Here is a 22984-nt window from a genome sequence, read left to right on the forward strand (position 1 = left end):
CTCTCCTCGCTTCTAATCCACACACACTAACTATTGGCTACAGTTTTAATTTTGCCTTTAACAGCCACATTTATAACTGGTAATCATGAAAAAAAAGCTACCCGAATTGGATAGCTTTTCATGTTTCTTTAATGGAACCTGCTAACTGCAACAATTCCTTTGCATGTTCCAATGTTAAATCTGTAATTTCCACTCCTGAAATCATTCTGGAGATTTCTTTGATCTTTTCCTTTTCTTGAAGGCGTTTAACCATTGTGCTCGTTCTGCCGCCTGAAAGTTTTTTTGAAATAAACAAGTGACAATCCGCCATCGCAGCTACTTGTGGCAAGTGAGATATACACATCACCTGGGAATGAATGGCTACTTGGTAAATTTTTTCAGCGATGGCTTGTGCCACTCTACCACTCACTCCCGTATCCACCTCATCAAAAATGATGGAGGTAATTCCCTGGTGCTTGGAAAAGATCGTCTTCATGGCTAACATAATGCGGGAGAGTTCTCCACCTGAAGCCACTTTGGATAGCGGCTTTAAAGGCTCACCTGGATTGGTGGATATGTAAAACTCCACTGTATCCCAACCATCCTTTTTAAAATGATGGAAGGAAAACGATTCTTTTTCCCCACTTTTCACAAAACGGACTTCAAATTTCGTTTTATCCATGTAAAGTTGCTTTAATTGCTCATGAATACTTGCAGTTAATTTTTTCGCCCACTGCTTTCTCGTTTGCGACAGATTTCTCGCCTCTAATGATAAGTCTTTCTCAAGTGATTGTAATTTACTTTGTAAATGTTCGACATGAGAATCTTTGTTCATGATGGTTTCAATTTCTTCTTCAATCTTTGAACTGTATGCGAGAATTTCTTCCACAGAGGATCCATACTTTCTCTTTAAACCGTTAATCTCGTTCAGTCTCGTCTCGATGAGATCCAAACGATTCGGTTCAAATTCAAGTTGATCTAATTCCCCTCTTACTTGTTGAGCAGCATCTTCAAGCATATAAAAAGCATTCGAAACAGATTCCAGAGTCTTATCATATTGAGAATCCACCTCTGCAGCTGTCTCGAGATGACTCATGGCAAGGCCTGTCCAGTCCAGCCCTTTTCTCTCGCCTTGTATGCTGTCATAAGAAGTCTGCAGCGCTTCAAAAAGTTTTTCAAAGTTCATAAGCTTCCGCTTCTCTTCCATAAGCTCATCATCTTCGTTTAATTGCAGATCCGCATCATGAATTTCTTTCAGCTGAAACTGAATGAGATCCAATCGATGAGCCATCTCCTGCTCGTTCTCATTAAGCCTTTTTAGCTGCTTATAAATGGAAAGGTACTCTTTGTATACTTCTCCGTAACTCGAGAGACCTGAAGCAATCTCTTTTCCGCCGAATTGATCCAATAAGGAAAGATGCAGGCTTTCATTAATCAGCTCTTGATGCTCATGCTGTCCATGAATATCAATAAGTGAAGCCCCGAGTTCCCTCATGATCGCAATCGTCACGAGCTTACCATTGATCCTGCAAACACTTTTCCCTGTACTCGAGATATCTCTACGAAGGATGATCATGCCTTCTTCGATCTCTATCCCGAAGCTCGCCGCTTTCTCAAAGCAAGGATGCGTTTCATTATCAAGAATAAATAACCCTTCAATTTCAGCCTTCTTCTCCCCATGCCGAACATATTCCGAGGATCCTCTTCCACCAACCAATAAGTGAATGGCATCAATGATAATCGACTTCCCAGCCCCAGTCTCCCCTGATAGAACGGTCAGACCTTCTTCAAAAGAAAGAGAGAGGGATTCAATTATGGCGAAATTTTTGATTGATAGTTCTTGTAGCAAAACATTCACCTCAAATAAAAAGGAACTTTTCCCTCAAACAATTTAAAAGAAAAGCTTCCTATTGGATTTTGTATGAAGGGCTGCAAATACCCCGCCCATTAAATTAGAATTGATCCTACAATTTATAGCATGTCTAAAAAACGTTCTGAAACAATCTTCGTCTCTTCTTCAGTGCGGCAGATGATCAAACATGTGTCATCTCCACAAATCGTTCCCAGTATCTCTTCCCAGTCCAAGTTATCAATTAAAGCACCGATAGCATTAGCATTACCAGGTAGAGTCTTCATGACCAGCATATGCCCGGCCTGGTCCACTTTGACAAACGCATCCGTCAGGGTACGCTTAAGTTTTTGCAGAGGATTAAAGCGCTGATCAGCAGGCAAACTATATTTGTATCTCCCATCCATCAACGGCACTTTAACTAAATGCAATTCTTTAATATCCCTCGACACGGTAGCCTGGGTCACATTAAAGCCAGCATTCTTAAGACTTTCCACTAGCTCATCCTGTGTTTCCACATCTCTATTCGTAATGATTTCTCTGATCTTTATATGTCTTTGCCCTTTGTTCATCATAGAACATACACCTCTTACATTTGATTAAAACCTGTATAAATATACCTCTACGCTTATGTTAGCCTATTTTGTATGGAAGTACAATAAAAAAGAAAAGCGGAGGCGGCTTGGTAGGCCCGACAAGCATAAGGCGAACATGCCTGAAAGGCGCTTTTGCATTTTGGGCATGTTCGCCTTATGACCTCGAGCCTCTAAGCCCTGGAGCTGGACAAAAAGAAAAGCCGCTCTTCCATGAAGAGCAGCCCATTCCTTATTGCGTATTCGCTTTTAACTGATTATGAGCTTCTTCAATAACCTCATCCGGTGTAGTGCTTAAGAAAGATTCGCCACTCTCTGCATCCCCGGACCATTTCAGATGGATCAGGAATTCAATATTCCCATCTCCTCCTGTAATAGGGGAATAGGACAAACCGGCAATATGATAGCCTTCTTTAATAGCCAGGGTCATAATTTTCTCGATTACCATTTTGTGCACGGCCGGATCCCTTACAATTCCTTTTTTCCCGACTTGATTCTTACCTGCTTCGAACTGTGGCTTAATCAAAGCGATACAGTCCCCACCAGGAACCAATAGGGTTTTAAGGACAGGTAATATGAGTGAAAGGGAAATAAAGGACACATCAATGGATGCAAAACTCGGCATTTCACCTTGTAAATCCGTCGGCGTTACGTAGCGGAAGTTGGTTCTTTCCATCACGACGACCCTCTCATCCTGTCTAAGCTTCCAGGCAAGCTGGTTATACCCTACATCAAGTGCATAGGACATCTTTGCCCCGTTTTGCAAAGCACAATCGGTAAATCCTCCAGTAGACGCCCCGATATCTATCATCACTTTATCGTTGACGTCTACATCAAAGACTTGTAAAGCTTTTTCCAGCTTTAAGCCTCCACGGCTGACATATGGGATCACTTTCCCTTTCATCGTCAGCGGGATATCTTCACTCACTTTTTCCCCAGGCTTGTCCAGTCTCACTTCATTTGAGTAAACAAGTCCTGCCATGACAGCTCGTTTTGCTTTTTCTCTTGTATCGATTAATCCCCGTTCTACCAGGAGTACATCTACGCGTTGTTTTTTTACTTTCATCATTAAGCCCTTTTTTGTTTTTTTGGTGTTATGGTTAAAATACGGTCTACGACATTTTCTTTAGTCATGCCGATTTCGTTCAGCAATTCCTTCACGCTTCCATGCTCGATGAAGTAATCAGGAATTCCAATGCGGTCAATCACGGCGTTATGGTAACCCTGTTCTTGTGCGAACTCAAGAACACCGCTTCCGAATCCTCCTTGGAGAACCGCCTCTTCTATCGTTAAAATAGGCATTTCTTCTCCAAGGATACTCTTTAACATCGCTTCGTCCATTGGTTTAATGAATCTCGCATTCACGACCCGGACGGAAAGCCCTTGTTTCTCAAGCTCCGCCGCCGCTTCCATCGCCATTGGGATTGTTGTACCAAACGTCAGGATAGCAGCATCTTTCCCTTGCTTTAATACTTCCCATGTCCCGATTGGAATGTTTTTCAGCTCTGAATCCATGGGCACTCCATATCCGTTTCCACGAGGATAGCGTAACGCTATTGGACCATCATTATACTGTAAAGCTGTATTGACAAGGTGTTGACCTTCATTTTCGTCCTTCGGCATCATGATCACCATATTCGGTAAATGTCTTAAAAAGGCGATGTCAAATACACCTTGATGCGTTTCACCATCGGCACCTACTAATCCGGCACGGTCAATCCCGATGAAGACATTTAAGTTTTGTCGGCAAATATCGTGAACCACTTGGTCGTACGCCCTTTGCAGGAAGGTTGAATAAATGGCCAGGAATGGCTTCATATCCTGGGTAGCCAGACCCGCTGCAACAGTAGTGGCATGCTGTTCGGCAATCCCTACATCAAACATTCGATCGGGGAATTCTTCAGCAAATCCAAGCAGTTTGGACCCCACAGGCATGGCTGGAGTGATTGCGACAATTCGTTCATCCTCACGGGCAATCTTTCTGACGGTTTCACTTACAAGCCCACTCCAGGAAGGTGGTGCATTTATAGGCTTAATCAGGTCTCCTGTGTCAATCTTGTATGGTCCTGTACCATGCCATGTGCCCTGCTTGTCTGATTCAGCAGGATGAAACCCTTTCCCTTTTTTCGTTATGACGTGTAAAAGGACAGGACCTTTTGTTTTCTTCGCATACTGGATGTTTTCAGATAAATCATTATAATCATGACCATCGATTGGCCCAAGATAGGTAAAACCTAATTCTTCAAAGAACATTCCTGAAACGAATAGATACTTTAAACTGTCTTTTACCCGCTCAGCCGTACTTGCTAATTTTCCGCCGACAGCAGGGATTCGTTTAAGAATGTATTCCATTTCATCTTTAACCCAGTTGTACTTCCCGGCAGTGCGCAATCGGCCAAGGACACTGTGAAGGGCTCCAACGTTTGGGGCGATGGACATTTCATTATCATTTAAGACGACGATCATATCTTTCTTTTCATGACCGATGTGGTTAAGTGCCTCGAGTGCCATACCGCCCGTTAAGGCGCCATCTCCGATCACAGGGATGATGTATGAATCTTCTTTTTTGACATCCCTTGCGATTGCCATACCCATGGCTGCGGATAGTGAAGTAGAGCTATGCCCCGTTTCCCAAACATCATGATCGCTTTCATTGCGTTTAGGGAAACCACATAACCCTTTGTATTGTCGCAACGTATCAAACTGACAAGCACGGCCAGTCAAGATCTTATGTACATACGACTGATGACCAACATCCCAAAGGATTTTATCTTTTGGACTTGAGAAATGCTTATGAAGGGCAACTGTTAATTCAACCACCCCTAAGTTTGGACCAATATGACCGCCAGTCTTAGATAGATTCTTTATTAAGAAATGGCGAATCTCTTGACTGAGCTCTTCTAATTGTTCATTCGACATATTTTTAAGAAAAGAAGGCTCCTTTATTGATAATAAATCCATGAGGTCCCACTCACTTTCCATCACTAAATATTTTGTTTCGCACGCTTGTAACGTTTTTTCTTGTTTTTATCTTTTTTATCTTTAATCACTACGATGTGAAATCGATCTTCAAAAAATTGTAGAACTTTACCAACTCTGAATATTATATCCTTAGAATAAGTGATAGCAAACGTTTTTCCAAGCGCTTTGCCTCCAACGGTCAAGGAAGCTATGATACTTGTCAATGTTACGCTTACAATATATTCTCTCAAAGAACCGCCTTCAAGCTGAAAAGATACGGCTAATTGTATAATGACAATCGCTGACGCAGTACCACTTATAATCCCTGAAATATCGCCGATTACATCGTTACAGAAGCTCGCGAACCGGTCTGCGTTCCTGACGATTTTGATTGAATAACGTGCACCATACACTTTTTTGGCCGCCATAGCATGAAAAGGTGTTTCATCAGCGGCCGTTGCAGCAATCCCCAGCATATCAAAGAAGATTCCGATAAAGACGATGATTAACACAACAACCAGTCCTGTATACCAAGCGACACCATTTAAAACCATATTGGATGTAACTGAAAAAATAGCCGCTAACACAAATGTGATAACGGCAATGCTGACACTCCACTTTATTGAGTTTTTCATTGTTTCATTCATTATCGTTTAAACACACCGTTTCTATTGTGTAGATATATATTATCAATGCTATGTAATTGGATGGTCATATAAAGAGTAAAAATTGCAGCTTAGGTCCAGTAGGTTTTCCCAATCGGATACCGGATGTTGCCATACCGGCGGTTTCCCTTTAAACCCGACTTAGCCGCGTCACCACAAGCTAGACTGGATTACCACTTAGTCCGCACTATAATCCTCTTTATATGTCCGAATATGAACAGTCTAGGAGTTTTCCTCAACAGTCCTTAACGCAATCCTTAGCCTCTTTTGCAAAGAGGATTTCATATGGGCGAAAAAGCACATATCAATGGCCAACTGATGTGTACCTTGTAACCATAATCCCCTCTCTCTTCACTCAAGGCAGGCTACGCTGCTAGTGAATCATCACATCGCAGGTTCATACTTTGTCCTTATTGCATATGCTTATGCCAGCATAAGAAACAAAGCCTCCGCGGCTTGCGGGTCAACGCCCACATGCCATTGTGGATCGCCCTCAAGCCTTACTCCCAGATATGACCCAAGGCTGGGCGCCTCAAGCCAATTCCAGGAACTTCATCGATGTGCCCTTTAGTGGATTTTTAGGCCCACCTTCAGGATTGGTGGACTGACTAGAATACTGCACCACCCAAATTTTCATTCTAGAGATATTATAACATATGTTAAATAATTTGCTCAAACATAGAATGGTTTTAATGATTCCGGGCAACGATTAATTGGGCAATTTCGGTAAGGAGACTGGAATCGATTGTGATTTGATCCAGTGAGGATAACGCTTCGTTCAAGTGGAAGTGAAGCTTGTCCTTAGCTCCTCCTAACGTCAAGAGACTTGGATATGTACTCTTATGTTTCGATTCGTCGCTCCCCACTGGCTTTCCAATAATTTCTTCGGAGCCTTCAATATCAAGAATGTCATCCTGAATTTGAAAGGCAAGGCCAATATGATATGCAAATTGCTTTAGTAATTCAAGTTGCTCTTCCGACGCATCGGAGATAATTCCGCCTGCCAATACACTAAACGTCAGTAACTTACCTGTTTTATGCTCATGAATGCTTTCGAGTCCTTTTACAGTAAGCTTCTTATTTTCCCCTTCAATATCGGCTACTTGTCCACCAACCATGCCTTCGGGTCCCGCACACTTTGCTAAAAGACCGATGAGCCTTACCTTGTGATCACTTGTAAGGCCCTTGTCCTCTGCGATCATTTGAAAACTGTAGGTTAGTAAAGCGTCACCGGCTAAAATTGCCATCGCTTCACCAAACATTTTATGATTGGTCGGCTTCCCTCTTCTCAAATCATCATCATCCATGGCAGGAAGGTCGTCATGAATCAAAGAATAGGTATGAATCATTTCAAGGGCAGAAGCAGTGCTTAACCCGAGTAAAGGGTCCTTGTTAAAGGCTTTGATCGTTGCTAAAAGGAGGATGGGACGAATTCTCTTTCCACCTGCTTGCAAAGAATAGATCATTGCCTTATTCAAGTTAGAGGGCATAGAAAGGCTCTCTACCGTCTCGACCATTTGGTTGGTAATCATTTCTCCATGCTGTTGTTGAAATTCTTTCAGATCAATGTGAGGATTCACCCTTTATTCCTCCCCATCCAGATCGAAGGCTTTTTCCCCTTCATCTGTCATCATTTTCGTTAATTGGTTTTCTGCTTTTTGCAACGTATCATGACAGTATTTCGAAAGATCCATTCCTTTTTGATAGAACTCTAGCGCTTTCTCCAAAGGAACTTCTCCCTCTTCTAATTTCTCAACAATTTCTTCCAGTTGTTCCATAGCTGTTTCAAATGATAATTCTTCTTTAGACTTTGCCATTATTTTCACGCTCCTCAACGGATTCAACTTCGCAATGGATTTTTCCATCCCTTACATTTATCTCCAGACGGTCACCAGCTTTGACTTGCTTGGACGATTTGATCAATGTATCATCATCCTGATAAACCAGGCTGTACCCCCTGTCCATGATCTTTAATGGACTGAGGGCATGCAAGGTAGACAGGGAAGAACTGAAACGGTTGTTCTTTTCTTTCAGTACCTGCTTAAATTGCTTTTCTACCCTCGACTTCATAAATAAGACTCTCTCGTTTTGAATGGTGATGAGTTGTGAAGGATGCACACGTTGAAGTCTTGAGTGAAGCCTCGTTAATTGGTCGCGGTTTTGTCTCACATGCAAGCTTATGTTTTTCTGCAGCTGGTCGGTCAGCCGGTCGACGGTTTCAATTTTTTGTTGATACAGATTACGCGGATTTCTTAACGCGTAGGACTTAGTTAAACTATTTAAGCGGCTGCGCTCATTTTGAAGCTTAGTCTTGAACGCTTTGATCAGTCGTAATTTACGATTCATGATTCTTTCCAGCAAATCATCAATGTGAGGAACCGCTAATTCTCCCGCAGCTGTTGGTGTAGGGGCTCTAAGATCGGCTACAAAGTCAGCGATCGTAAAGTCTGTTTCATGTCCGACAGCAGAAATGACTGGAACTTTTGATTCAACGATGGCTTTGGCCACGATTTCTTCGTTAAACGCCCATAATTCTTCAATCGAACCACCGCCACGGCCGATAATCAATACGTCAATATCGCCTAGATTATTTACCTTTTTCATTGCCCCGGCAATCGACCCTGCCGCCTGCTCTCCTTGAACCAAAGCAGGAAAAATAAGGATTTCACCTATTGGATATCGTCTTTTTATGGTTGTAATAATGTCTCTTATTGCAGCACCTGTTGGAGATGTCACAACGGCAATTCGCTTCGGAAACTTAGGGATCACACGTTTCCGGCTTTGATCAAAATAGCCTGCTTTCTCGAGCTTCTCTTTCAACTGTTCATAGGCCAAATACAGCTCACCGATTCCGTCAGGCTGCATTTCTTTTACATAGATCTGATATTGCCCGCCTGATTCGTAAACGGAAATATCTCCCCGGATCAACACATTCATTCCATTTTCAGGTCTGAATTTCAGTGATTGATTGTTACTTGAAAACATGACAGACAAGATACGGGCTTTTTCGTCTTTCAAGGTAAAGTACATATGGCCGCTTGAATGTCTTTTAAAATTAGAAATCTCCCCCCGTACGAATAGATTGGATAAATGGGGATCTCTATCGAATTTGCGCTTTATGTATTTTGTCAGAGCTTGTACCGTTAAATAACGTGATTGATCGAGTTCCATGCTCAAGTGACTCCTTTGTTTCTTGCAATTTGTAAAGGCTTTTATATGTATGAATACGGAAAGGGACAAGCGATTAGCTGTCCCTTTCCGATTTATGTTACCTATAGTGTACTATTTTTTATCCGTTTTGGCGATTGGCAAGAGCCCATTCCGCAGATTTCACTGTATTGTACAGTAACATCGTAATCGTCATAGGTCCGACACCACCAGGGACCGGTGTGATTTTCCCGGCTTTTTCCTTTACTTCTGAGAAATTCACATCACCACATAGTGCACCGTTTTCATCACGATTCATTCCGACGTCAATGACTACGGCTCCCGGTTTAATATCTTCTGCTCCGATTAAATTCGCTTTCCCTACCGCAGATACAATAATATCTGCCTGTTTTGTGTAGAAAGACATATTCTTCGTTTTCGAATGGCAATACGTAACCGTCGCATTTCGATTCAAGAATAAGTGACCTGCCGGCTTTCCGACAATATTACTTCTTCCTAAAATCACGACGTGTTTACCTTCTACAGAAATGTTTTCATATTCAAGTATCTTCATGATTCCAAGCGGCGTACAGGAATAGAAGGTTTCTTGATTGGTCACCATTTTCCCAATCGACACGGGATGAAACCCGTCCACATCTTTAGATGGAGAAATCGTTTCGATCACGGTTATTGGATTGATATGCTCAGGGAGAGGCAGTTGTACAAGAATTCCATGGATATGGCTCTGTTCATTTAATTCTTCAATTTTATTCAGCAGTTCATCTTGAGTCAAACTGGATTCATATTGATAAAGCTCTGAATGAATGCCAAGATTACTGCACGCTTTTCTCTTCATTTTGACATATGAATGAGAAGCATGGTTATCACCTACCAGGATGACAGCCAAGCCTGGAGTGACATCCTTTACCTTTAGCTCCTCGATCTTACTTATTAATTGTTCACGATAATGACCTGCAATGAGTTTGCCATCAATTATAGAAGCTGACATTCCAATCGCCCCCTAACATTGTTAAGATTGACTCACCTTTGAAAGAACACCATTGATAAACTTGCTTGATTGATCATCTCCAAAGATCTTTGCAATTTCAACTGCTTCGTTAATGACTACTTTATTCGGAACATCTTCCACAAACAGTAGTTCATACACTCCTAAACGCAAAATGTTACGATCTACTTTTGCCAGACGGTCAAATGACCATTTCTCAAGGTTTTCACGAATGTGCCCATCGATACGTTCCTGATTCTCGATAAACCCGAGAACAAGCTGTTGAAGATACGCATCCATCTTCTCCTCTTCCTCCAGCACATTGGTTAACGCAACATCCGGCTCAATCCCACTCATATCTATTTGAAATAACGCTTGTAAGGCCTTTTCACGAGCAACTCTTCTCTTCATCTTATATTTACTCCTTTTAATCCATCAATTTTCATACCTTTGATAATAGCACAAACTAAGGGTAATACGCACGTCTATGTAAAAAAATCAATATTCTGACAGAAAGGCGGAGGCGGGTTGGTCAGGCCCGACAAGCATTTCTTGAGAATCCCTGAAGGCGTTCTTTGCCTTTGGGGATTCTCAAGAAATGACCTCGAGGGACTACCCGCCGGAGCTGGACAACCGAAAAGCGGAGGGGCTTTGTCCAGAGGCGACAAGCATAAGACGAACCTGCCGGAAAGGCGTTCTTTGCCTTTTTGGCAGGTTTGCCTTATGACCTCGAGCCTCTAAGCCCCGGAGCTGGACAACCGAAAAGCGGAGGGGCTTTGCCCAGAGGCGACAAGCATAAGACGAACCTGCCGGAAAGGCGTTCTTTGCCTTTTTGGCAGGTTTGACTTATGACCTCGAGCCTCTAAGCCCCGGAGCTGGACAATCAGAAAAGCGGAGGCGGGTTGGTCAGGCCCGACAAGCACTTTAAGAGTGCAACTGAATGAAAAATAAGGATTTTGTCTCTATATTCAATCCTATTATTAAATAGGACATGAAAATTGGATCCGATTGTCCGAGCAACTTCTGAAATGGTACTTTTCAGATGAATTATATAGCTGCTATACCAGGATATTATCAACTTTCCACTACTTATTATCGACTTTCATACATATATTATCGACTTCCCGACTTTTATTATCGACTTTTACATTACTAAGCAAATGTACATAGCCTTTCGAGAGTTCTTTACAAAAAAAAGAACGGCCCCCTTAAGGACCGTCCTTCTCTTACATTTCGTCTTCAATTTCAGCTTCAAATTTCTGATTCTCAAATTGAATGCCTACGATATGAACATTTACTTCATCCGCTTCAAGAGCAGTCATGTTAAGCAGGGCTTGACGAATGTTATCCTGGATTTTTTGAGCCACTGTCGGGATGGCTACACCGAATTTCATGATGCAGTATACATCCACGATGATTCCTTCCTCGGCAAGCTCCACTTTGACACCTTTACCGTGGTTTTTCTTTCCGAGACGCTCGACGACACCTGTTGCGAAGTTACCACGCATTTGTGATACGCCTTCTACTTCTGAAGCAGCGATACCTGCAATTACTTCAATCACTTCAGGTGCGATTTCAATCTTCCCAAGGCCGTCTTTACCGTGAGACATTTGTAAAAGGTTTTGATTTTCCGCCATGTAAGGCACCTCCTGAATTCACACTAGGATTTCATTACTTCGTATTTCTCCAAGAACTTCGTATTAAATTCTCCACCAACAAAGGTTTCATGATCTAATAGTTTCAAATGGAACGGAATGGTTGTGTGTATACCCTCAACCACAAATTCACTCAAGGCACGTTTCATTCTTGAGATCGCTTCTTCACGAGTCGCTCCATAGGTGATCACTTTGGCAATCATACTATCGTAGTATGGAGGGATCATATAACCAGGATATGCGGCAGAATCGATTCTTACGCCAATGCCGCCTGGTGGAAGATACATTTCTATCCGTCCTGCTGACGGCATGAAATTCTTCTCAGGATTCTCTGCATTAATACGACACTCAATTGCCCAACCAGTGAACGTTACTTCTTCCTGTGTAAGGGAAAGCTTTTCTCCTGATGCCACGAGAATTTGTTCTTTAATCAAATCGACTCCTGTTACCTGTTCCGTTACAGGATGCTCTACTTGAATACGGGTATTCATTTCCATAAAGTAGAAGGATTGATTAACATAGTCATATATAAATTCTACCGTGCCGGCACCAATATAATCAACCGCTTTGGCTGCTTTTACTGCTGCTTCCCCCATTTTAACACGAATTTCTTCTGTTAAAGCTGGAGATGGCGTTTCTTCGATCAATTTTTGAAGGCGGCGCTGAATCGTACAGTCACGTTCCCCAAGATGGATCACGTTCCCGAAATTATCAGCCAGCACCTGGATTTCCACATGCCTGAAGTCCTCGATGAACTTTTCAATGTAAACACCAGGGTTACCGAATGCAGTCATGGCTTCTTGCTGAGTGATCGTTACTCCTTTAACAAGCTCTTCCTGGCTTTTCGCTACACGGATCCCTTTTCCTCCACCACCTGCAGTGGCTTTGATGATGACAGGATAACCCATGGATTCTGCAAGCTGAACCGCATCTTCTGCGTCCTTCACAATACCCTTTGAACCCGGTACAATCGGAACGCCTGCTTCTCTCATGGTTTCACGAGCCACGTCCTTTGTACCCATCTTCGAAATCGCTTCTGGTGAAGGTCCTATGAAGATGATGTTGCAATCGCGGCACAGGTCTGCAAAGTCAGAGTTCTCGGCTAAAAATCCGTAACCCGGGTGAATGGCATCACAATCTGTCAGTTTTGCCACGCTAATGATGTTTGTGAAATTCAGGTAGCTGTCTTTCGATGCAGTCGGTCCGATGCAATAAGCTTCATCCGCTAATTGAACATGGAGTGCTTCTTTATCTGCTTCCGAATAAACGGCTACACTTTCGATGCCTAAATCTCGGCATGCACGAATAATACGTACCGCAATTTCTCCTCGATTGGCGATTAATACCTTTTTTATCATATCTATTTTCGCTCCTTATTCAGGTTTGACCAAGAATAACGGCTGTCCATATTCAACCAATTGACCGTCTTTTACTAAGATTTCTGTAATTTCACCTTTTACTTCCGCTTCAATCTCATTAAATAATTTCATCGCTTCTACGATACATACGACAGAGCTTTCATCGACTTTATCTCCAACCTTCACATATGGACCTGATTCCGGGGAAGAAGATTGATAGAACGTCCCTACCATAGGAGACGTGATTTTATGTAAGTTTGAATCGTCTGCTTTTGCTTGTGGAGCTTCTTTTTCTTCTGTATTTACAGAAGGAGCTGCTTCCTGCACTGGCGCTGGAGCCTGCTGTACTGCTTGAGCTGCAGGTTTTACTTCCTCTACTGCCTGAACGACTTGTGGTTGCCCGGAAACTGTTACACCATTATTCTTTTTAAGTTTAATTTTCGAACCATCATGCTCGTATGTAAACTCATCAACACTAGAATGATCTACGAGTTTGATTATTTCACGAATTTCTTGAATTTTTAACACGGTTGACACCCCTCTTATAGTTTAAAAAATTATGACTAGCTACTAATATCATACGATAATACCTCGTATAAATTCAATATGCGATTCCTACCAATCTGTAAAGCGCATACAACCCTATTCTCTATTCTAGACCTTTTTAGAAAAAAAATAAAATAATAGAAGAATTTTTTTGATATCTGTTGATTCGTTTATATGGGTGCAAGTCATTGCACTTCTTTTTTAAACAAAAAAATAGCCACCTGAAGGTTCCCCTTCGGCGGCATTCGTGTTTTACACATTAATTTGTTGGCTGGAATTCTACTGCTACCGGTTTCATCTGCCCAACTTCACTCATCACGAGGCGGATGATTTCATTCGCATCGGCTGTTGAGTGCTCCTTGTCGGATTTCACTGTAATACGGATATTCTCACCGTTAGCTCTGACCAACGCATCCTCATAACCCATTGTTTTAATCATTGTTTCCAATACTGATTCTGTCATGGCCAACTCTCTTAAGTTCTCCATCTCCTCATAGGCAGCGCTTTTTTCCTCTGCTGATACATCGGCGTTCGCTACTTTCGCTTCCAGTTCTTCGCGAAGCTGTTCGCGTTGATCCAACACTTCAATTCTTAAAGCTTCGAACATTTCATTTCCAGCTGCGTCTGTTACGACTTCCATGTCAGACATGGTTTCCTTCCCATCTTCTTTCGCTTGCTCCTTTCCGTCCTTTTCCTCATATGCCATATCTGTCACTTGCTGTGTTGGAGAAGTAATGTAATAAACTGAAAGCACGATCACAAGACTCAACATCGTTAATAACCAAACTGTTTGTTTTTTAAGTAACATCTATCATTTCCCCCTTATTTTTTGGGCAGAACCGAAACCCTGTGACTTGGTACGTCTAATCCACGGGTAACAGCTTCTATGATCCATTTTTTGATTTGTATATTATCGGCCCCTTTTGCTACAACAAGGACACCGCTGACTTTAGGTTTTTTAGTTTCTTTCACAATGGGAACTTCTTTTTCTCCATCCCTGACGATGACCATTTCTTCCTCTTGTGATTTATCTTCTATCGATCGTTTTCCACCTTGCTTATCTTCTTCAGAGGTTGTTTGTGACTGTGTGGATTCATTCTTTTCATACACTTTTGACTCTGTTGCCTCTACATTGACAACAACATGCACTTCACTCACCCCGACAATCTGATCCAGGGCTTCTTTCAGTTGGTTTTCGTATTGATCTTCGTACCCTCTCATGGAGCCATCCGATTCCTTATGGCTTGAGCCGAATGTTGCGACCTCTTCAGGAGCTTCTTGGTCTACTGAATTAGATACTTCCATGCTGCTATCCCCGCTCCAAAGATTACTGATCAGCATAAAGGCGACACCTATCAATAGCACAATGAGAAAGTATTGAAACTTATACCCTTTTTTTTCCTTTGGCGGTGAATTCGCATTCTCCTTTGACAGCCATTCCTTCAATACGTTAAGCGGACCTTTATTAAAGTTCATCTGCTTCCCCAGTCCCCCCTTCAACTGTAATGATTATTTTGTCTGGTGTAAGATTCCATTGCTCGGCAAGTAAGGAGGCCATTTGGGACGTACTTTCTTCAGGCGTTTTCTTTCTCGGCTCAGCTCCCGTATCGATCTCCACGTTTTGAACAGTTTCAATCGTAGTGTTTTCCTGTTTTTCTTTAACTACCACTGTCACTTCTGTGATACTATCCGGGACATTCTCCAAATCATCTGCTTTAACTTCAACCCTTTCAATGACCTTACCGTGTTCATCCATCATCTCCTTTTCAGCTTGTTGTTTCATTTGGACAGCCATCTGTTCTAAAATATATGCACGTTGTGAGGCTTGTATTTCTTTTTTCTTCATTTCTATTAAATTTTCTACTGAATTATTCTGAGAATCTCCATTTATATCAATTGACTCCATCACCGTATCAAAGTCGGTGGCCATTAATTTAAACAAAGGTGTAAGGATAATGGTGATCAACAATAAGCCAGTCACGATTTTCGCATATTTTTGCATGTTGGAACTGGGAAGAAGCATGTCAATGACGGTGGCTAAGAGAACAAAGATTATAATATTTGTAATCCAATCGGTGAGAAATGACATGACGGTACTCCTTCCTCTTTATCGCATCATCATCGTGATATTTCCTGCCGCAATGATGACGGTAAGACTCAAAAAGAACATAAAGGACACAATGGCAAGGGCCGCAAAGACATAAATCACACTTTTGGCAATGATATCGAGACATTCGATCACGGGTCCGCCCCCGAGTGGTTGCAGGAGAGCCGCTGCTAATTTATAAATAAACGCAATCATGAGGATCTTGATTGCGGGAAAAGCTGCAATGATCAGAACAATGGCCACACCAGCGATTCCCACCGTGTTCTTTAAAAGAACGGAAGCGCTGATCACTGTATCCGTCGCATCCGTGAACATCCTTCCGATCACAGGGACAAAATTTCCTGTAACAAATTTCGCTGTTCGAATCGTAATCCCATCTGTCACCGCTGCCGTGGCTCCCTGCACGGATATAACACCAAGGAAAACGGTCATAAAGGCTCCTAATAACCCGATGCTCCATGTTCGCAATAACTTGGCCAGCTGCGTCACTTTATAATGAGTGGAAAGTGTACTTACAATACTTAATAACGCCGCCAGAAATAACAGGGGCAGCACGACATTTTGGATCAACAAACCGCTTGTGTTCATTAAAAAGATAATCACAGGATGAAAAAATGCTGCGGATACAACTCCCCCGGAAGCTGCAATAAGGGCTAACATCAGGGGTATGAGGGCAATGATGAAGTGGATCATGGTGGAGATGGCATCCCTGGTGTAATCAATCGCCACGTGAAAACTATTAAGGGCGATGATGATCAGGACCATGAACACAATGCTGTATGCAACCTTGCTGACACTCCCTCCTTCAAATGCATTCTGCAGGGATTGAAGGAACATACTGAAAATCGTTAGCATAATCAGTGTTCCTAATAGCTTCCCATTCATCACAAGCTCCTGGAAGGCGAACTTGAAGATTCCACTAAACCATGCCTTAAAAGAAAACTCTTTTTCCCCTTTGATAAAATCAACCAAACTCCCCTTTTGGCTTTCGGGAAGATAGCCACCGTATTGATCCACGATACTGTTCCAGAATCCTTTTAACTCTTCAATTCCTAATTGATCTAACTGCTGATTGATCATCTGCTGTTGAATCGTCGAATCGGGCGGACTCTGTTCCTCCCCTTCTTCAGCTTGTCCACTGGAGGCTCCTACGAAAAAAATCACGAGTGCTATGACGAGTATTCGATATATTTGCAACAATTTTTTCCACCTCTTAACGTTTCGCTTATCCAGTTGGGATCATGTTGATAATCGTTTCGATAATCACTGTCAGAATAGGTACCGCCATTGCTAAAATCAAGATTTTACCTGCAAGCTCCACTTTCGCCGCAAGAGCGCCTTGTCCGGCATCCTTTGTAATGTGAGAAGCGAATTCCGCTATGTAGGCGATGCCGATAATTTTGAGAATGGTTTCTACATACACCATATTCACATTTGCATTCGCAGCAAGCTTCTCGATCATATGAATGATGGAGTAAATTTGATCGATCAGAAATAAAAAGATCGAACAACCTACAAACACAATAAGCAAAAAAGCAAAATTCGGTTTCTGCTCTTTCACAATCAAAGCCAGAAAGGTCGCAACCAGTGCTATGCCAACAATTTGAATGATTTCAATCGCGGACGCCCCCTCTAACCTTGATATAAGAAGACCGATTTAATCTTCTGGAACAGATCATCGACAATCGAGGCCACCATGAACAGGATATAGATGAACCCAAACAATGTAACCCACTGTGCATATTCTTTCTTCCCGACCTGATCTAAAATCGTATGCAAAAAGGCCACTACTATCCCCACCCCTGCGATTTTGAAAATAATATCCACATCAATTCCCATATTCATTTCCCTCCCGGTTTCTAAAAGCTGTTCTCGCAAGCGATTGGCATGTTTAAAAGTATTGACCTTTATGCATCGTTAAAGTAATAGGATGATCAATAATAAACCTGACAAAAAACCCAAGCTCTTCGTCATCTTTTCATATTTTCTCTGCTTTTCTATCGCCTCTGATTCTTCTCTTTCGAGATGTTTTAACGCTAACTGTATATGTTTCTGCTGGGTCATCATGTCATGTTTGCCCAGGTTTTCTCCAAATTGTTTCAGGATCTCGTACTCACCTGTTTTAAAAGCCGTTAATTTCCATATATCATTCAGGCTTTCTTCCCACGCTTTCTTCACTGAAATCTCCTGCTCCGTTATTTTTTTTGAAAACGTTTCAAAGAACCATGAAACAGGTTTTTGCAGCTGCTTGGAAATCTTTCTGGTCGCTTCATGCAATGGGGTATGACTGTAGGTGATTTCTGCTTCCAATGACTGGAGGGCCACCTTCAACAACCGAAGCTGCCGCGGTCTTTCGGTTAAATATTTAGACGCTTCGAAACCAGCCCAGGAAGTAGAAAGCAGGATGAAAACAGCACCGATTAGTTTAATCATTTATGTCACACTCACTTTTTTCAGAAGAGATTGACCGTGTTCATTCCACACTTCATGAACCTTACCAGGCTCATCCCCTCTCCTTAGTTCAACAAAACGCTCAATAGTTTGGAGACTCACAATGTCCTTGATAACTGGTCTTTTCGCAACTTCACCAAATGTAGATCCATGAGTCGTCATCACAAGGGTAATACCGGCATTGACGGCTTCCTGGATAGCTTGACCATCTTCCACACGGCCAATCTCATCCACAATCAGGACGTCGGGACTCATCGAGCGGATCAGCATCATCATCCCTTCAGCCTTCGGACATGCATCCAGCACGTCCACTCTCGGTCCAAACATAAGTTGAGGAATTCCGTTTACACAGCCGGCAATTTCAGACCTTTCATCGACAATCCCTACTTTGAAAGGGGGGATATTTTTTTCAGGGATGCCCGTCGAAATCATGCGTGCAAGATCTCTTAGCAATGTCGTCTTACCTGTCTGAGGCGAGCCGATAATCATCGTATGCTTCCAGCCACTCGCATAAACATATGGAAAAATTGATTGAGCTATGCCAAGCTTTTGTCTCGCAATCCTGATGTTAAAGGAAGACAGATTCCGAATTCCTTTCACCACACCGCCCTCTAGAATGACTTTTCCAGCAAGACCGACCCGATGTCCGCCTTCAATCGTGATATATCCTCTCTTCAGTTCTTCTTCCAATGTATAAAATGAATGACGGGATAGTTTGTTAATGAGCTGTTCGCTATCTTCCTCGGTAACGGTATAAGAGAGAAAATATGGCTTCCCCCTGGCCGTGACCTCCAACACACGGTTGGTACGAACCCTAATTTCTTCAATTCGGTCAATAAGATCTTGTGGAAGGGTCAGGACTTTGTCAGAAATAGTGCTGGGTAGTAAGGCTAGAACTTCTTGCATATAGGTACCTCCTAATCTTGTTCCACTTCGGATGGTATGAAGACATAACGAACCTTCGTACATGCTTCCCGATAATACAATGTATTCTAGTGGATTGAGATTATGACAGTAGAGTTGGGAGATTTGGTTTGGAGCGCGGGGGATGAAGGGGAATGGATGTCGAATTTTAACCAATGGCAGATATATCAAAATTTTGGCAGATGAAATTTGAAAAAGGCAGATAAAATAAAAATATGGAAGATAAACCAATACAAAACGCGACAAAGACCCCATCGCCCAATAAAAAAAACCTGAACGGGAGTACTCCCGTTCAGGCTTTACACATTATTTATCCACGTGACACGTAAGATCCGTCCGTTGTATTAATGATCAATGTATCTCCTTCGTTGACGAAGAACGGTACGTTAACCACTAATCCTGTTTCCACTGTTGCAGGCTTTGAACCACCGGAAGCCGTGTCGCCTTTGATGCCCGGTTCTGTTTCAGTTACTTTCAATTCAACTGAGTTTGGAAGCTCTACTCCAAGAGTTTCTCCACCGTACATCATGATGTGCACTTCCATGTTTTCTTTCAGGTATTTCAATTCATATTCGATGGAAGAAGCAGGAAGTTCGATTTGATCGTAACTCTCATTGTCCATGAATACATGCATGTCACCATTAGCATACAAGTATTGCATTTTACGATTATCGATTTGAGCTTTTCCTACTTTTTCTCCTGCACGGAACGTTTTTTCCTGGATGGCACCTGTGCGCAGGTTACGAAGCTTGGAGCGGACGAATGCTGCCCCTTTACCCGGTTTAACATGTTGGAAGTCGATTACTCGCCAAATCCCGTTGTCGACTTCAATTGTCAAACCTGTACGAAAATCATTTACTGAAATCATATTTATTTCCTCCTATTGTCTAGTAGACCTGTCTTTAGGGCTACAATGGTAGAATGATTAGATCTTTTGTGGAATGTGTCAGTGTTTCATTGGAATCTTCTGTTATGAGTGTATCATCTTCAATACGAACACCGCCAACACCTGGTACATAGACTCCCGGTTCAACCGTTACGATCATCCCAGGCTCCAGTATCACATCGGAACGGGAGGACAATCCTGGTCCCTCATGGACTTCAAGTCCGATTCCGTGTCCCAATGAATGTCCGAAATACTCACCATAACCCTTTTCTGTTATGTAGTCACGTGCAATAGCATCCGCTTCTTTACCTGTCATACCAGGCTTGATTTTTTCCATAGCGAGAAACTGTGATTGTAGAACGACGTCATAGATTTCTTTCAATTTCTCACTTGGTTCTCCTACAGATAAGGTACGTGTCATATCGGAGCAATATCCTTTATAGTATGCACCATAATCCAACGTTACAAAATCACCTTTTTCAATGACTTTATCACTGGCAACCCCATGAGGAAGTGCAGAACGATTACCTGAAGCAACGATGATATCAAAAGATGAAGATGTCGCTCCCGCTTTTCTCATGAAGAATTCTAATTCATTGGAAACTTCTAACTCTGTCACACCCGGTTTAATAAAATCTAATATATGCTTAAATGCTGCATCGGCAATATCCGCCGCATCCTTAATTATCTTAAGCTCTTCAGGTGTCTTAATCAAGCGTAACTTTTCTACCAGCCCTGATACCGGTACTAGTTCTGATTCCAACACTTCACGATAGCTATCATACGCACTATAAGTCATGTAGTTCTTTTCGAAGCCCAATTTATTAATCCCCAGGTTTTTCACTTGTTTCGCTACTTCCTCATGGATGGGCCCAGTGTGCTGGACGATTTCAAAATCGGCAGCCTGTTCGGTTGCTTGCTCGATGTAGCGGAAATCTGTTATGAATAACGCTTTCTCTTTAGAAATCAGAACAACTCCTGATGACCCCGTAAAGTTTGTCATGTACCGACGGTTGTAGGTACTTGTAAGTAAGATCCCGTCAAGTTCGTTTTCTGAAAAAGTCTCTCTTAATCGTTCAATTTTCATCATATTCCACTCCCTTAATGTTCTTTATGATCGCCTGTAAAGCCAACTCGTAACCAAACAGTCCCAAGCCGACGATCTGACCAATCGTTTCAGCGGCCACGACAGATTGATGCCTAAACGCTTCACGGGCATGTATGTTAGATATATGCACTTCCACTACCGGTACTGAAACCGAAGCCACTGCATCTCTTATCGCATAGCTGTAATGTGTGAAAGCACCGGGATTCAGGATGATTCCCCCATACCCTTCATCCTCTGCCTTGTGTATGTAATCAATCAGTTCCCCTTCATGGTTCGATTGAGCTGAAACGAGTTGAAAGCCTTCATCTTCTGCTTGTTTCACAAGCTTCCCCTCAAGTTGCGGCAAGGTGACGTGCCCATAAATATCGGGTTCACGTTTTCCGAGCCTATTTAGGTTAGGACCATTTAAAAGCAAGATTTTCATCATATGTAAACCCCTAAAAAAATAGAATGTTCATCATGAACATTCTAACACAAACCTTATACCTATACCTACATAATTGTCTGATAATGAGGATTTGTTAGTGTGAAACTTCCCCTGATTTTTCTTTCTCATTCTGATGTCTCAATTCATTTTCTTCATAAGAAATCGAATAGCCGATAAATACGCCATATAAAATATACAGACAGAAGGTTGTGATCAAAGTGTGATAATCAATGGAAGTAAAGGATTCAATGCTCGGGAAGAGCGGATTGAGCAGTAAAAAGAACGCTAAGTATAACGCTACACCGTAGGCAACCCCTACCCACATAGACTTGAATTTTCGTAATAAACCATAATAAATGAGGGCCACACCTATAGAAATCACTCCATACGCCACAATGGAAAGAACGATACCAATCCATTTGTCCACCCAGTCACCAACCGCCCACGGCTCAAAAATAATATTCGGCTCGATTTTCGTAAACGAAAAAAAGTAACAAATGTAGGCAATTGAACTCCATAACATCCCACCTATAAAGCCTGTAACTACGACCATGGCCATGAAGGAGAGTGGTTTTTCACCCTGATTCTGCTCTAAACGTGGATTCTCCTTGCTTTCCTCTGTTCCATCCTGAATCTTTTCATGTTGTCCCTTTTGTTCAGCCATCTGTAACACCTCCATTCGTAGTATGTCCCATTGATTTAAACATTTGCATGGTTTTACTTATTTTTCATTTGTGGATGATGAGGAAATATGGATGTTAAAATTCTATCTCTAGTCCTTTGAATCATTTTTTAGTAAAATAGATAATATCTTTCCAAGTTTCAGAAAAATAGCTTTAGTAATATTTACAGAAAATCGATAACTAATATGGTTAAATAACAAGGAGATTGTCTAGAATAATAGTATAAATATGTATAATGGATTGAATTGTAAGGAGGTGGCTTTGTTGAACGCTCGTAATATCTTTGTTATCACATTAATATTGTTAGCTATTGTAGGGCTCTTAACTTCCCTAATCGGAAATCCTTTGGGGCTAGTGAAACAATTACTTGTTACTGCAGCTGTGATTGGAATTATCTACTTCATTTACCGAAGATGGTTCAGCGGAAGGCGGGCTGGTAATAGTAATGAACAGAGAGCGTTTCTTAAAGCAGCCAAACAATCAAAGAGGCGGCATAAGAAAAAATCTCCAAGTAAGCCTCAAGTATCAAACGCCTCAAAGAAACGTTCGATACGAAAGAAATCCAATGCCAACCTTACCGTAATTGAAGGAAAAAAGAATAAGAAAAACAATCGAGCCTCATTTTAGGAGCTCGATTGT

26 protein-coding genes are annotated in these 22984 nt (G+C 42.0%); 1 reads left to right on the forward strand and 25 read right to left on the reverse strand.

The window, feature by feature from the left end:
* Positions 1–118: 118 nt before the first annotated feature.
* The 25 genes from recN to FZC88_RS16235 form a co-directional block, all read right to left on the reverse strand.
* A complete protein-coding gene (recN, locus tag FZC88_RS16115; protein WP_148995636.1) occupies positions 119–1828 on the reverse strand; it encodes a DNA repair protein RecN in 1710 nt (569 codons plus the stop codon).
* A gap of 122 nt (positions 1829–1950) precedes the next feature.
* A complete protein-coding gene (gene ahrC, locus FZC88_RS16120) occupies positions 1951–2400 on the reverse strand; it encodes a transcriptional regulator AhrC/ArgR (protein ID WP_044340153.1) in 450 nt (149 codons plus the stop codon).
* Positions 2401–2653: 253 nt separating this feature from the next.
* Complete coding sequence (locus tag FZC88_RS16125) at positions 2654–3487, reverse strand: TlyA family RNA methyltransferase (protein WP_148995865.1); 834 nt, start codon at positions 3485–3487, stop codon at positions 2654–2656.
* A 2-nt stretch (positions 3488–3489) separates the two neighbouring features.
* Positions 3490–5382: a 1-deoxy-D-xylulose-5-phosphate synthase gene (gene dxs, locus FZC88_RS16130; RefSeq protein WP_148995637.1), complete on the reverse strand. Its 1893-nt coding sequence runs from the start codon at positions 5380–5382 to the stop codon at positions 3490–3492.
* A 23-nt stretch (positions 5383–5405) separates the two neighbouring features.
* Positions 5406–6029, reverse strand: coding sequence for a CNNM metal transporter family protein (locus tag FZC88_RS16135; protein ID WP_148969579.1), 624 nt, complete (start codon positions 6027–6029; stop codon positions 5406–5408).
* Positions 6030–6736: 707 nt separating this feature from the next.
* Positions 6737–7609 carry a polyprenyl synthetase family protein gene (locus FZC88_RS16140; protein WP_397541200.1) on the reverse strand — a complete coding sequence of 291 codons (873 nt, stop codon included), beginning with the start codon at positions 7607–7609 and terminating at the stop codon, positions 6737–6739.
* A 21-nt stretch (positions 7610–7630) separates the two neighbouring features.
* Positions 7631–7864, reverse strand: coding sequence for an exodeoxyribonuclease VII small subunit (gene xseB, locus FZC88_RS16145; RefSeq protein WP_148995638.1), 234 nt, complete (start codon positions 7862–7864; stop codon positions 7631–7633).
* Positions 7851–9218 carry an exodeoxyribonuclease VII large subunit gene (gene xseA, locus FZC88_RS16150; protein ID WP_148995639.1) on the reverse strand — a complete coding sequence of 456 codons (1368 nt, stop codon included), beginning with the start codon at positions 9216–9218 and terminating at the stop codon, positions 7851–7853. The genes xseB and xseA overlap by 14 nt, the downstream gene beginning before the upstream one ends.
* A 118-nt stretch (positions 9219–9336) precedes the next feature.
* Positions 9337–10203: a bifunctional methylenetetrahydrofolate dehydrogenase/methenyltetrahydrofolate cyclohydrolase FolD gene (gene folD / locus FZC88_RS16155; protein ID WP_148995640.1), complete on the reverse strand. Its 867-nt coding sequence runs from the start codon at positions 10201–10203 to the stop codon at positions 9337–9339.
* 21 nt (positions 10204–10224) lie between these two features.
* Positions 10225–10611 carry a transcription antitermination factor NusB gene (gene nusB / locus FZC88_RS16160; RefSeq protein ID WP_148969583.1) on the reverse strand — a complete coding sequence of 129 codons (387 nt, stop codon included), beginning with the start codon at positions 10609–10611 and terminating at the stop codon, positions 10225–10227.
* An 815-nt stretch (positions 10612–11426) separates the two neighbouring features.
* Positions 11427–11837, reverse strand: a complete 411-nt coding sequence (locus FZC88_RS16165) for an Asp23/Gls24 family envelope stress response protein (RefSeq protein ID WP_113970461.1) — start codon at positions 11835–11837, stop codon at positions 11427–11429.
* 23 nt (positions 11838–11860) lie between these two features.
* Positions 11861–13213 (reverse strand): acetyl-CoA carboxylase biotin carboxylase subunit, encoded by a 1353-nt coding sequence (gene accC, locus FZC88_RS16170; protein WP_148995641.1) that lies wholly within the window; start codon positions 13211–13213, stop codon positions 11861–11863.
* 15 nt (positions 13214–13228) lie between these two features.
* Positions 13229–13741, reverse strand: a complete 513-nt coding sequence (gene accB / locus FZC88_RS16175) for an acetyl-CoA carboxylase biotin carboxyl carrier protein (RefSeq protein ID WP_148995642.1) — start codon at positions 13739–13741, stop codon at positions 13229–13231.
* Between the two features lie 277 nt (positions 13742–14018).
* A complete protein-coding gene (locus FZC88_RS16180; protein WP_044340042.1) occupies positions 14019–14567 on the reverse strand; it encodes a SpoIIIAH-like family protein in 549 nt (182 codons plus the stop codon).
* A 14-nt stretch (positions 14568–14581) separates the two neighbouring features.
* On the reverse strand, positions 14582–15235 hold the full coding sequence (gene spoIIIAG, locus FZC88_RS16185; RefSeq protein WP_148995643.1) for a stage III sporulation protein AG: 654 nt from the start codon (positions 15233–15235) through the stop codon (positions 14582–14584).
* A complete protein-coding gene (gene spoIIIAF, locus FZC88_RS16190; protein WP_148995644.1) occupies positions 15225–15848 on the reverse strand; it encodes a stage III sporulation protein AF in 624 nt (207 codons plus the stop codon). Before spoIIIAF ends, spoIIIAG begins: the two co-directional genes overlap by 11 nt.
* An 18-nt stretch (positions 15849–15866) precedes the next feature.
* Positions 15867–17057 (reverse strand): stage III sporulation protein AE, encoded by a 1191-nt coding sequence (spoIIIAE, locus tag FZC88_RS16195; protein WP_262371949.1) that lies wholly within the window; start codon positions 17055–17057, stop codon positions 15867–15869.
* A gap of 34 nt (positions 17058–17091) precedes the next feature.
* Entirely contained in the window at positions 17092–17484 is a 393-nt protein-coding gene (spoIIIAD, locus tag FZC88_RS16200; protein ID WP_172655798.1) for a stage III sporulation protein AD, read from the reverse strand.
* Positions 17485–17498: 14 nt separating this feature from the next.
* Entirely contained in the window at positions 17499–17705 is a 207-nt protein-coding gene (gene spoIIIAC, locus FZC88_RS16205; protein ID WP_034758004.1) for a stage III sporulation protein AC, read from the reverse strand.
* A gap of 78 nt (positions 17706–17783) precedes the next feature.
* Positions 17784–18299: a stage III sporulation protein SpoIIIAB gene (gene spoIIIAB / locus FZC88_RS16210; protein WP_148995645.1), complete on the reverse strand. Its 516-nt coding sequence runs from the start codon at positions 18297–18299 to the stop codon at positions 17784–17786.
* Positions 18300–19223 carry a stage III sporulation protein AA gene (gene spoIIIAA / locus FZC88_RS16215; protein WP_148995646.1) on the reverse strand — a complete coding sequence of 308 codons (924 nt, stop codon included), beginning with the start codon at positions 19221–19223 and terminating at the stop codon, positions 18300–18302.
* A 328-nt stretch (positions 19224–19551) separates the two neighbouring features.
* Positions 19552–20109 (reverse strand): elongation factor P, encoded by a 558-nt coding sequence (efp, locus tag FZC88_RS16220; RefSeq protein ID WP_148995647.1) that lies wholly within the window; start codon positions 20107–20109, stop codon positions 19552–19554.
* Positions 20110–20149: 40 nt separating this feature from the next.
* On the reverse strand, positions 20150–21217 hold the full coding sequence (locus tag FZC88_RS16225) for a M24 family metallopeptidase (protein WP_148995648.1): 1068 nt from the start codon (positions 21215–21217) through the stop codon (positions 20150–20152).
* Positions 21204–21662, reverse strand: coding sequence for a type II 3-dehydroquinate dehydratase (gene aroQ, locus FZC88_RS16230; protein WP_148969593.1), 459 nt, complete (start codon positions 21660–21662; stop codon positions 21204–21206). Before aroQ ends, FZC88_RS16225 begins: the two co-directional genes overlap by 14 nt.
* Positions 21663–21756: 94 nt before the next feature.
* A complete protein-coding gene (locus FZC88_RS16235) occupies positions 21757–22326 on the reverse strand; it encodes a YqhR family membrane protein (protein WP_148969594.1) in 570 nt (189 codons plus the stop codon).
* Positions 22327–22609: 283 nt separating this feature from the next.
* Here FZC88_RS16235 and FZC88_RS16240 point away from each other — a divergent pair, with 283 nt between their 5' ends.
* Complete coding sequence (locus FZC88_RS16240; protein ID WP_262371890.1) at positions 22610–22972, forward strand: SA1362 family protein; 363 nt, start codon at positions 22610–22612, stop codon at positions 22970–22972.
* Positions 22973–22984 lie beyond the last annotated feature (12 nt).

Source organism: Rossellomorea aquimaris (assembly GCF_008180865.1).
In the GTDB taxonomy this organism is placed as follows: domain Bacteria; phylum Bacillota; class Bacilli; order Bacillales; family Bacillaceae_B; genus Rossellomorea; species Rossellomorea yichunensis.

Bases quoted from the DNA above. Each gene is read 5' to 3' on its own strand.
- FZC88_RS16135 (WP_148969579.1), bottom strand. From the start codon at position 6,029: ATGAATGAAACAATGAAAAACTCAATAAAGTGGAGTGTCAGCATTGCC.
- spoIIIAB (WP_148995645.1), bottom strand. From the start codon at position 18,299: ATGATTAAACTAATCGGTGCTGTTTTCATCCTGCTTTCTACTTCCTGG.
- spoIIIAF (WP_148995644.1), bottom strand. From the start codon at position 15,848: ATGTCATTTCTCACCGATTGGATTACAAATATTATAATCTTTGTTCTC.
- efp (WP_148995647.1), bottom strand. From the start codon at position 20,109: ATGATTTCAGTAAATGATTTTCGTACAGGTTTGACAATTGAAGTCGAC.
- FZC88_RS16235 (WP_148969594.1), bottom strand. From the start codon at position 22,326: ATGGCTGAACAAAAGGGACAACATGAAAAGATTCAGGATGGAACAGAG.
- nusB (WP_148969583.1), bottom strand. From the start codon at position 10,611: ATGAAGAGAAGAGTTGCTCGTGAAAAGGCCTTACAAGCGTTATTTCAA.
- xseB (WP_148995638.1), bottom strand. From the start codon at position 7,864: ATGGCAAAGTCTAAAGAAGAATTATCATTTGAAACAGCTATGGAACAA.
- FZC88_RS16225 (WP_148995648.1), bottom strand. From the start codon at position 21,217: ATGATGAAAATTGAACGATTAAGAGAGACTTTTTCAGAAAACGAACTT.
- ahrC (WP_044340153.1), bottom strand. From the start codon at position 2,400: ATGAACAAAGGGCAAAGACATATAAAGATCAGAGAAATCATTACGAAT.
- FZC88_RS16125 (WP_148995865.1), bottom strand. From the start codon at position 3,487: ATGAAAGTAAAAAAACAACGCGTAGATGTACTCCTGGTAGAACGGGGA.
- FZC88_RS16165 (WP_113970461.1), bottom strand. From the start codon at position 11,837: ATGGCGGAAAATCAAAACCTTTTACAAATGTCTCACGGTAAAGACGGC.
- xseA (WP_148995639.1), bottom strand. From the start codon at position 9,218: ATGGAACTCGATCAATCACGTTATTTAACGGTACAAGCTCTGACAAAA.
- spoIIIAG (WP_148995643.1), bottom strand. From the start codon at position 15,235: ATGAACTTTAATAAAGGTCCGCTTAACGTATTGAAGGAATGGCTGTCA.
- spoIIIAC (WP_034758004.1), bottom strand. From the start codon at position 17,705: ATGGGAATTGATGTGGATATTATTTTCAAAATCGCAGGGGTGGGGATA.
- dxs (WP_148995637.1), bottom strand. From the start codon at position 5,382: ATGGATTTATTATCAATAAAGGAGCCTTCTTTTCTTAAAAATATGTCG.
- FZC88_RS16180 (WP_044340042.1), bottom strand. From the start codon at position 14,567: ATGTTACTTAAAAAACAAACAGTTTGGTTATTAACGATGTTGAGTCTT.
- aroQ (WP_148969593.1), bottom strand. From the start codon at position 21,662: ATGATGAAAATCTTGCTTTTAAATGGTCCTAACCTAAATAGGCTCGGA.
- accC (WP_148995641.1), bottom strand. From the start codon at position 13,213: ATGATAAAAAAGGTATTAATCGCCAATCGAGGAGAAATTGCGGTACGT.
- spoIIIAA (WP_148995646.1), bottom strand. From the start codon at position 19,223: ATGCAAGAAGTTCTAGCCTTACTACCCAGCACTATTTCTGACAAAGTC.
- folD (WP_148995640.1), bottom strand. From the start codon at position 10,203: ATGTCAGCTTCTATAATTGATGGCAAACTCATTGCAGGTCATTATCGT.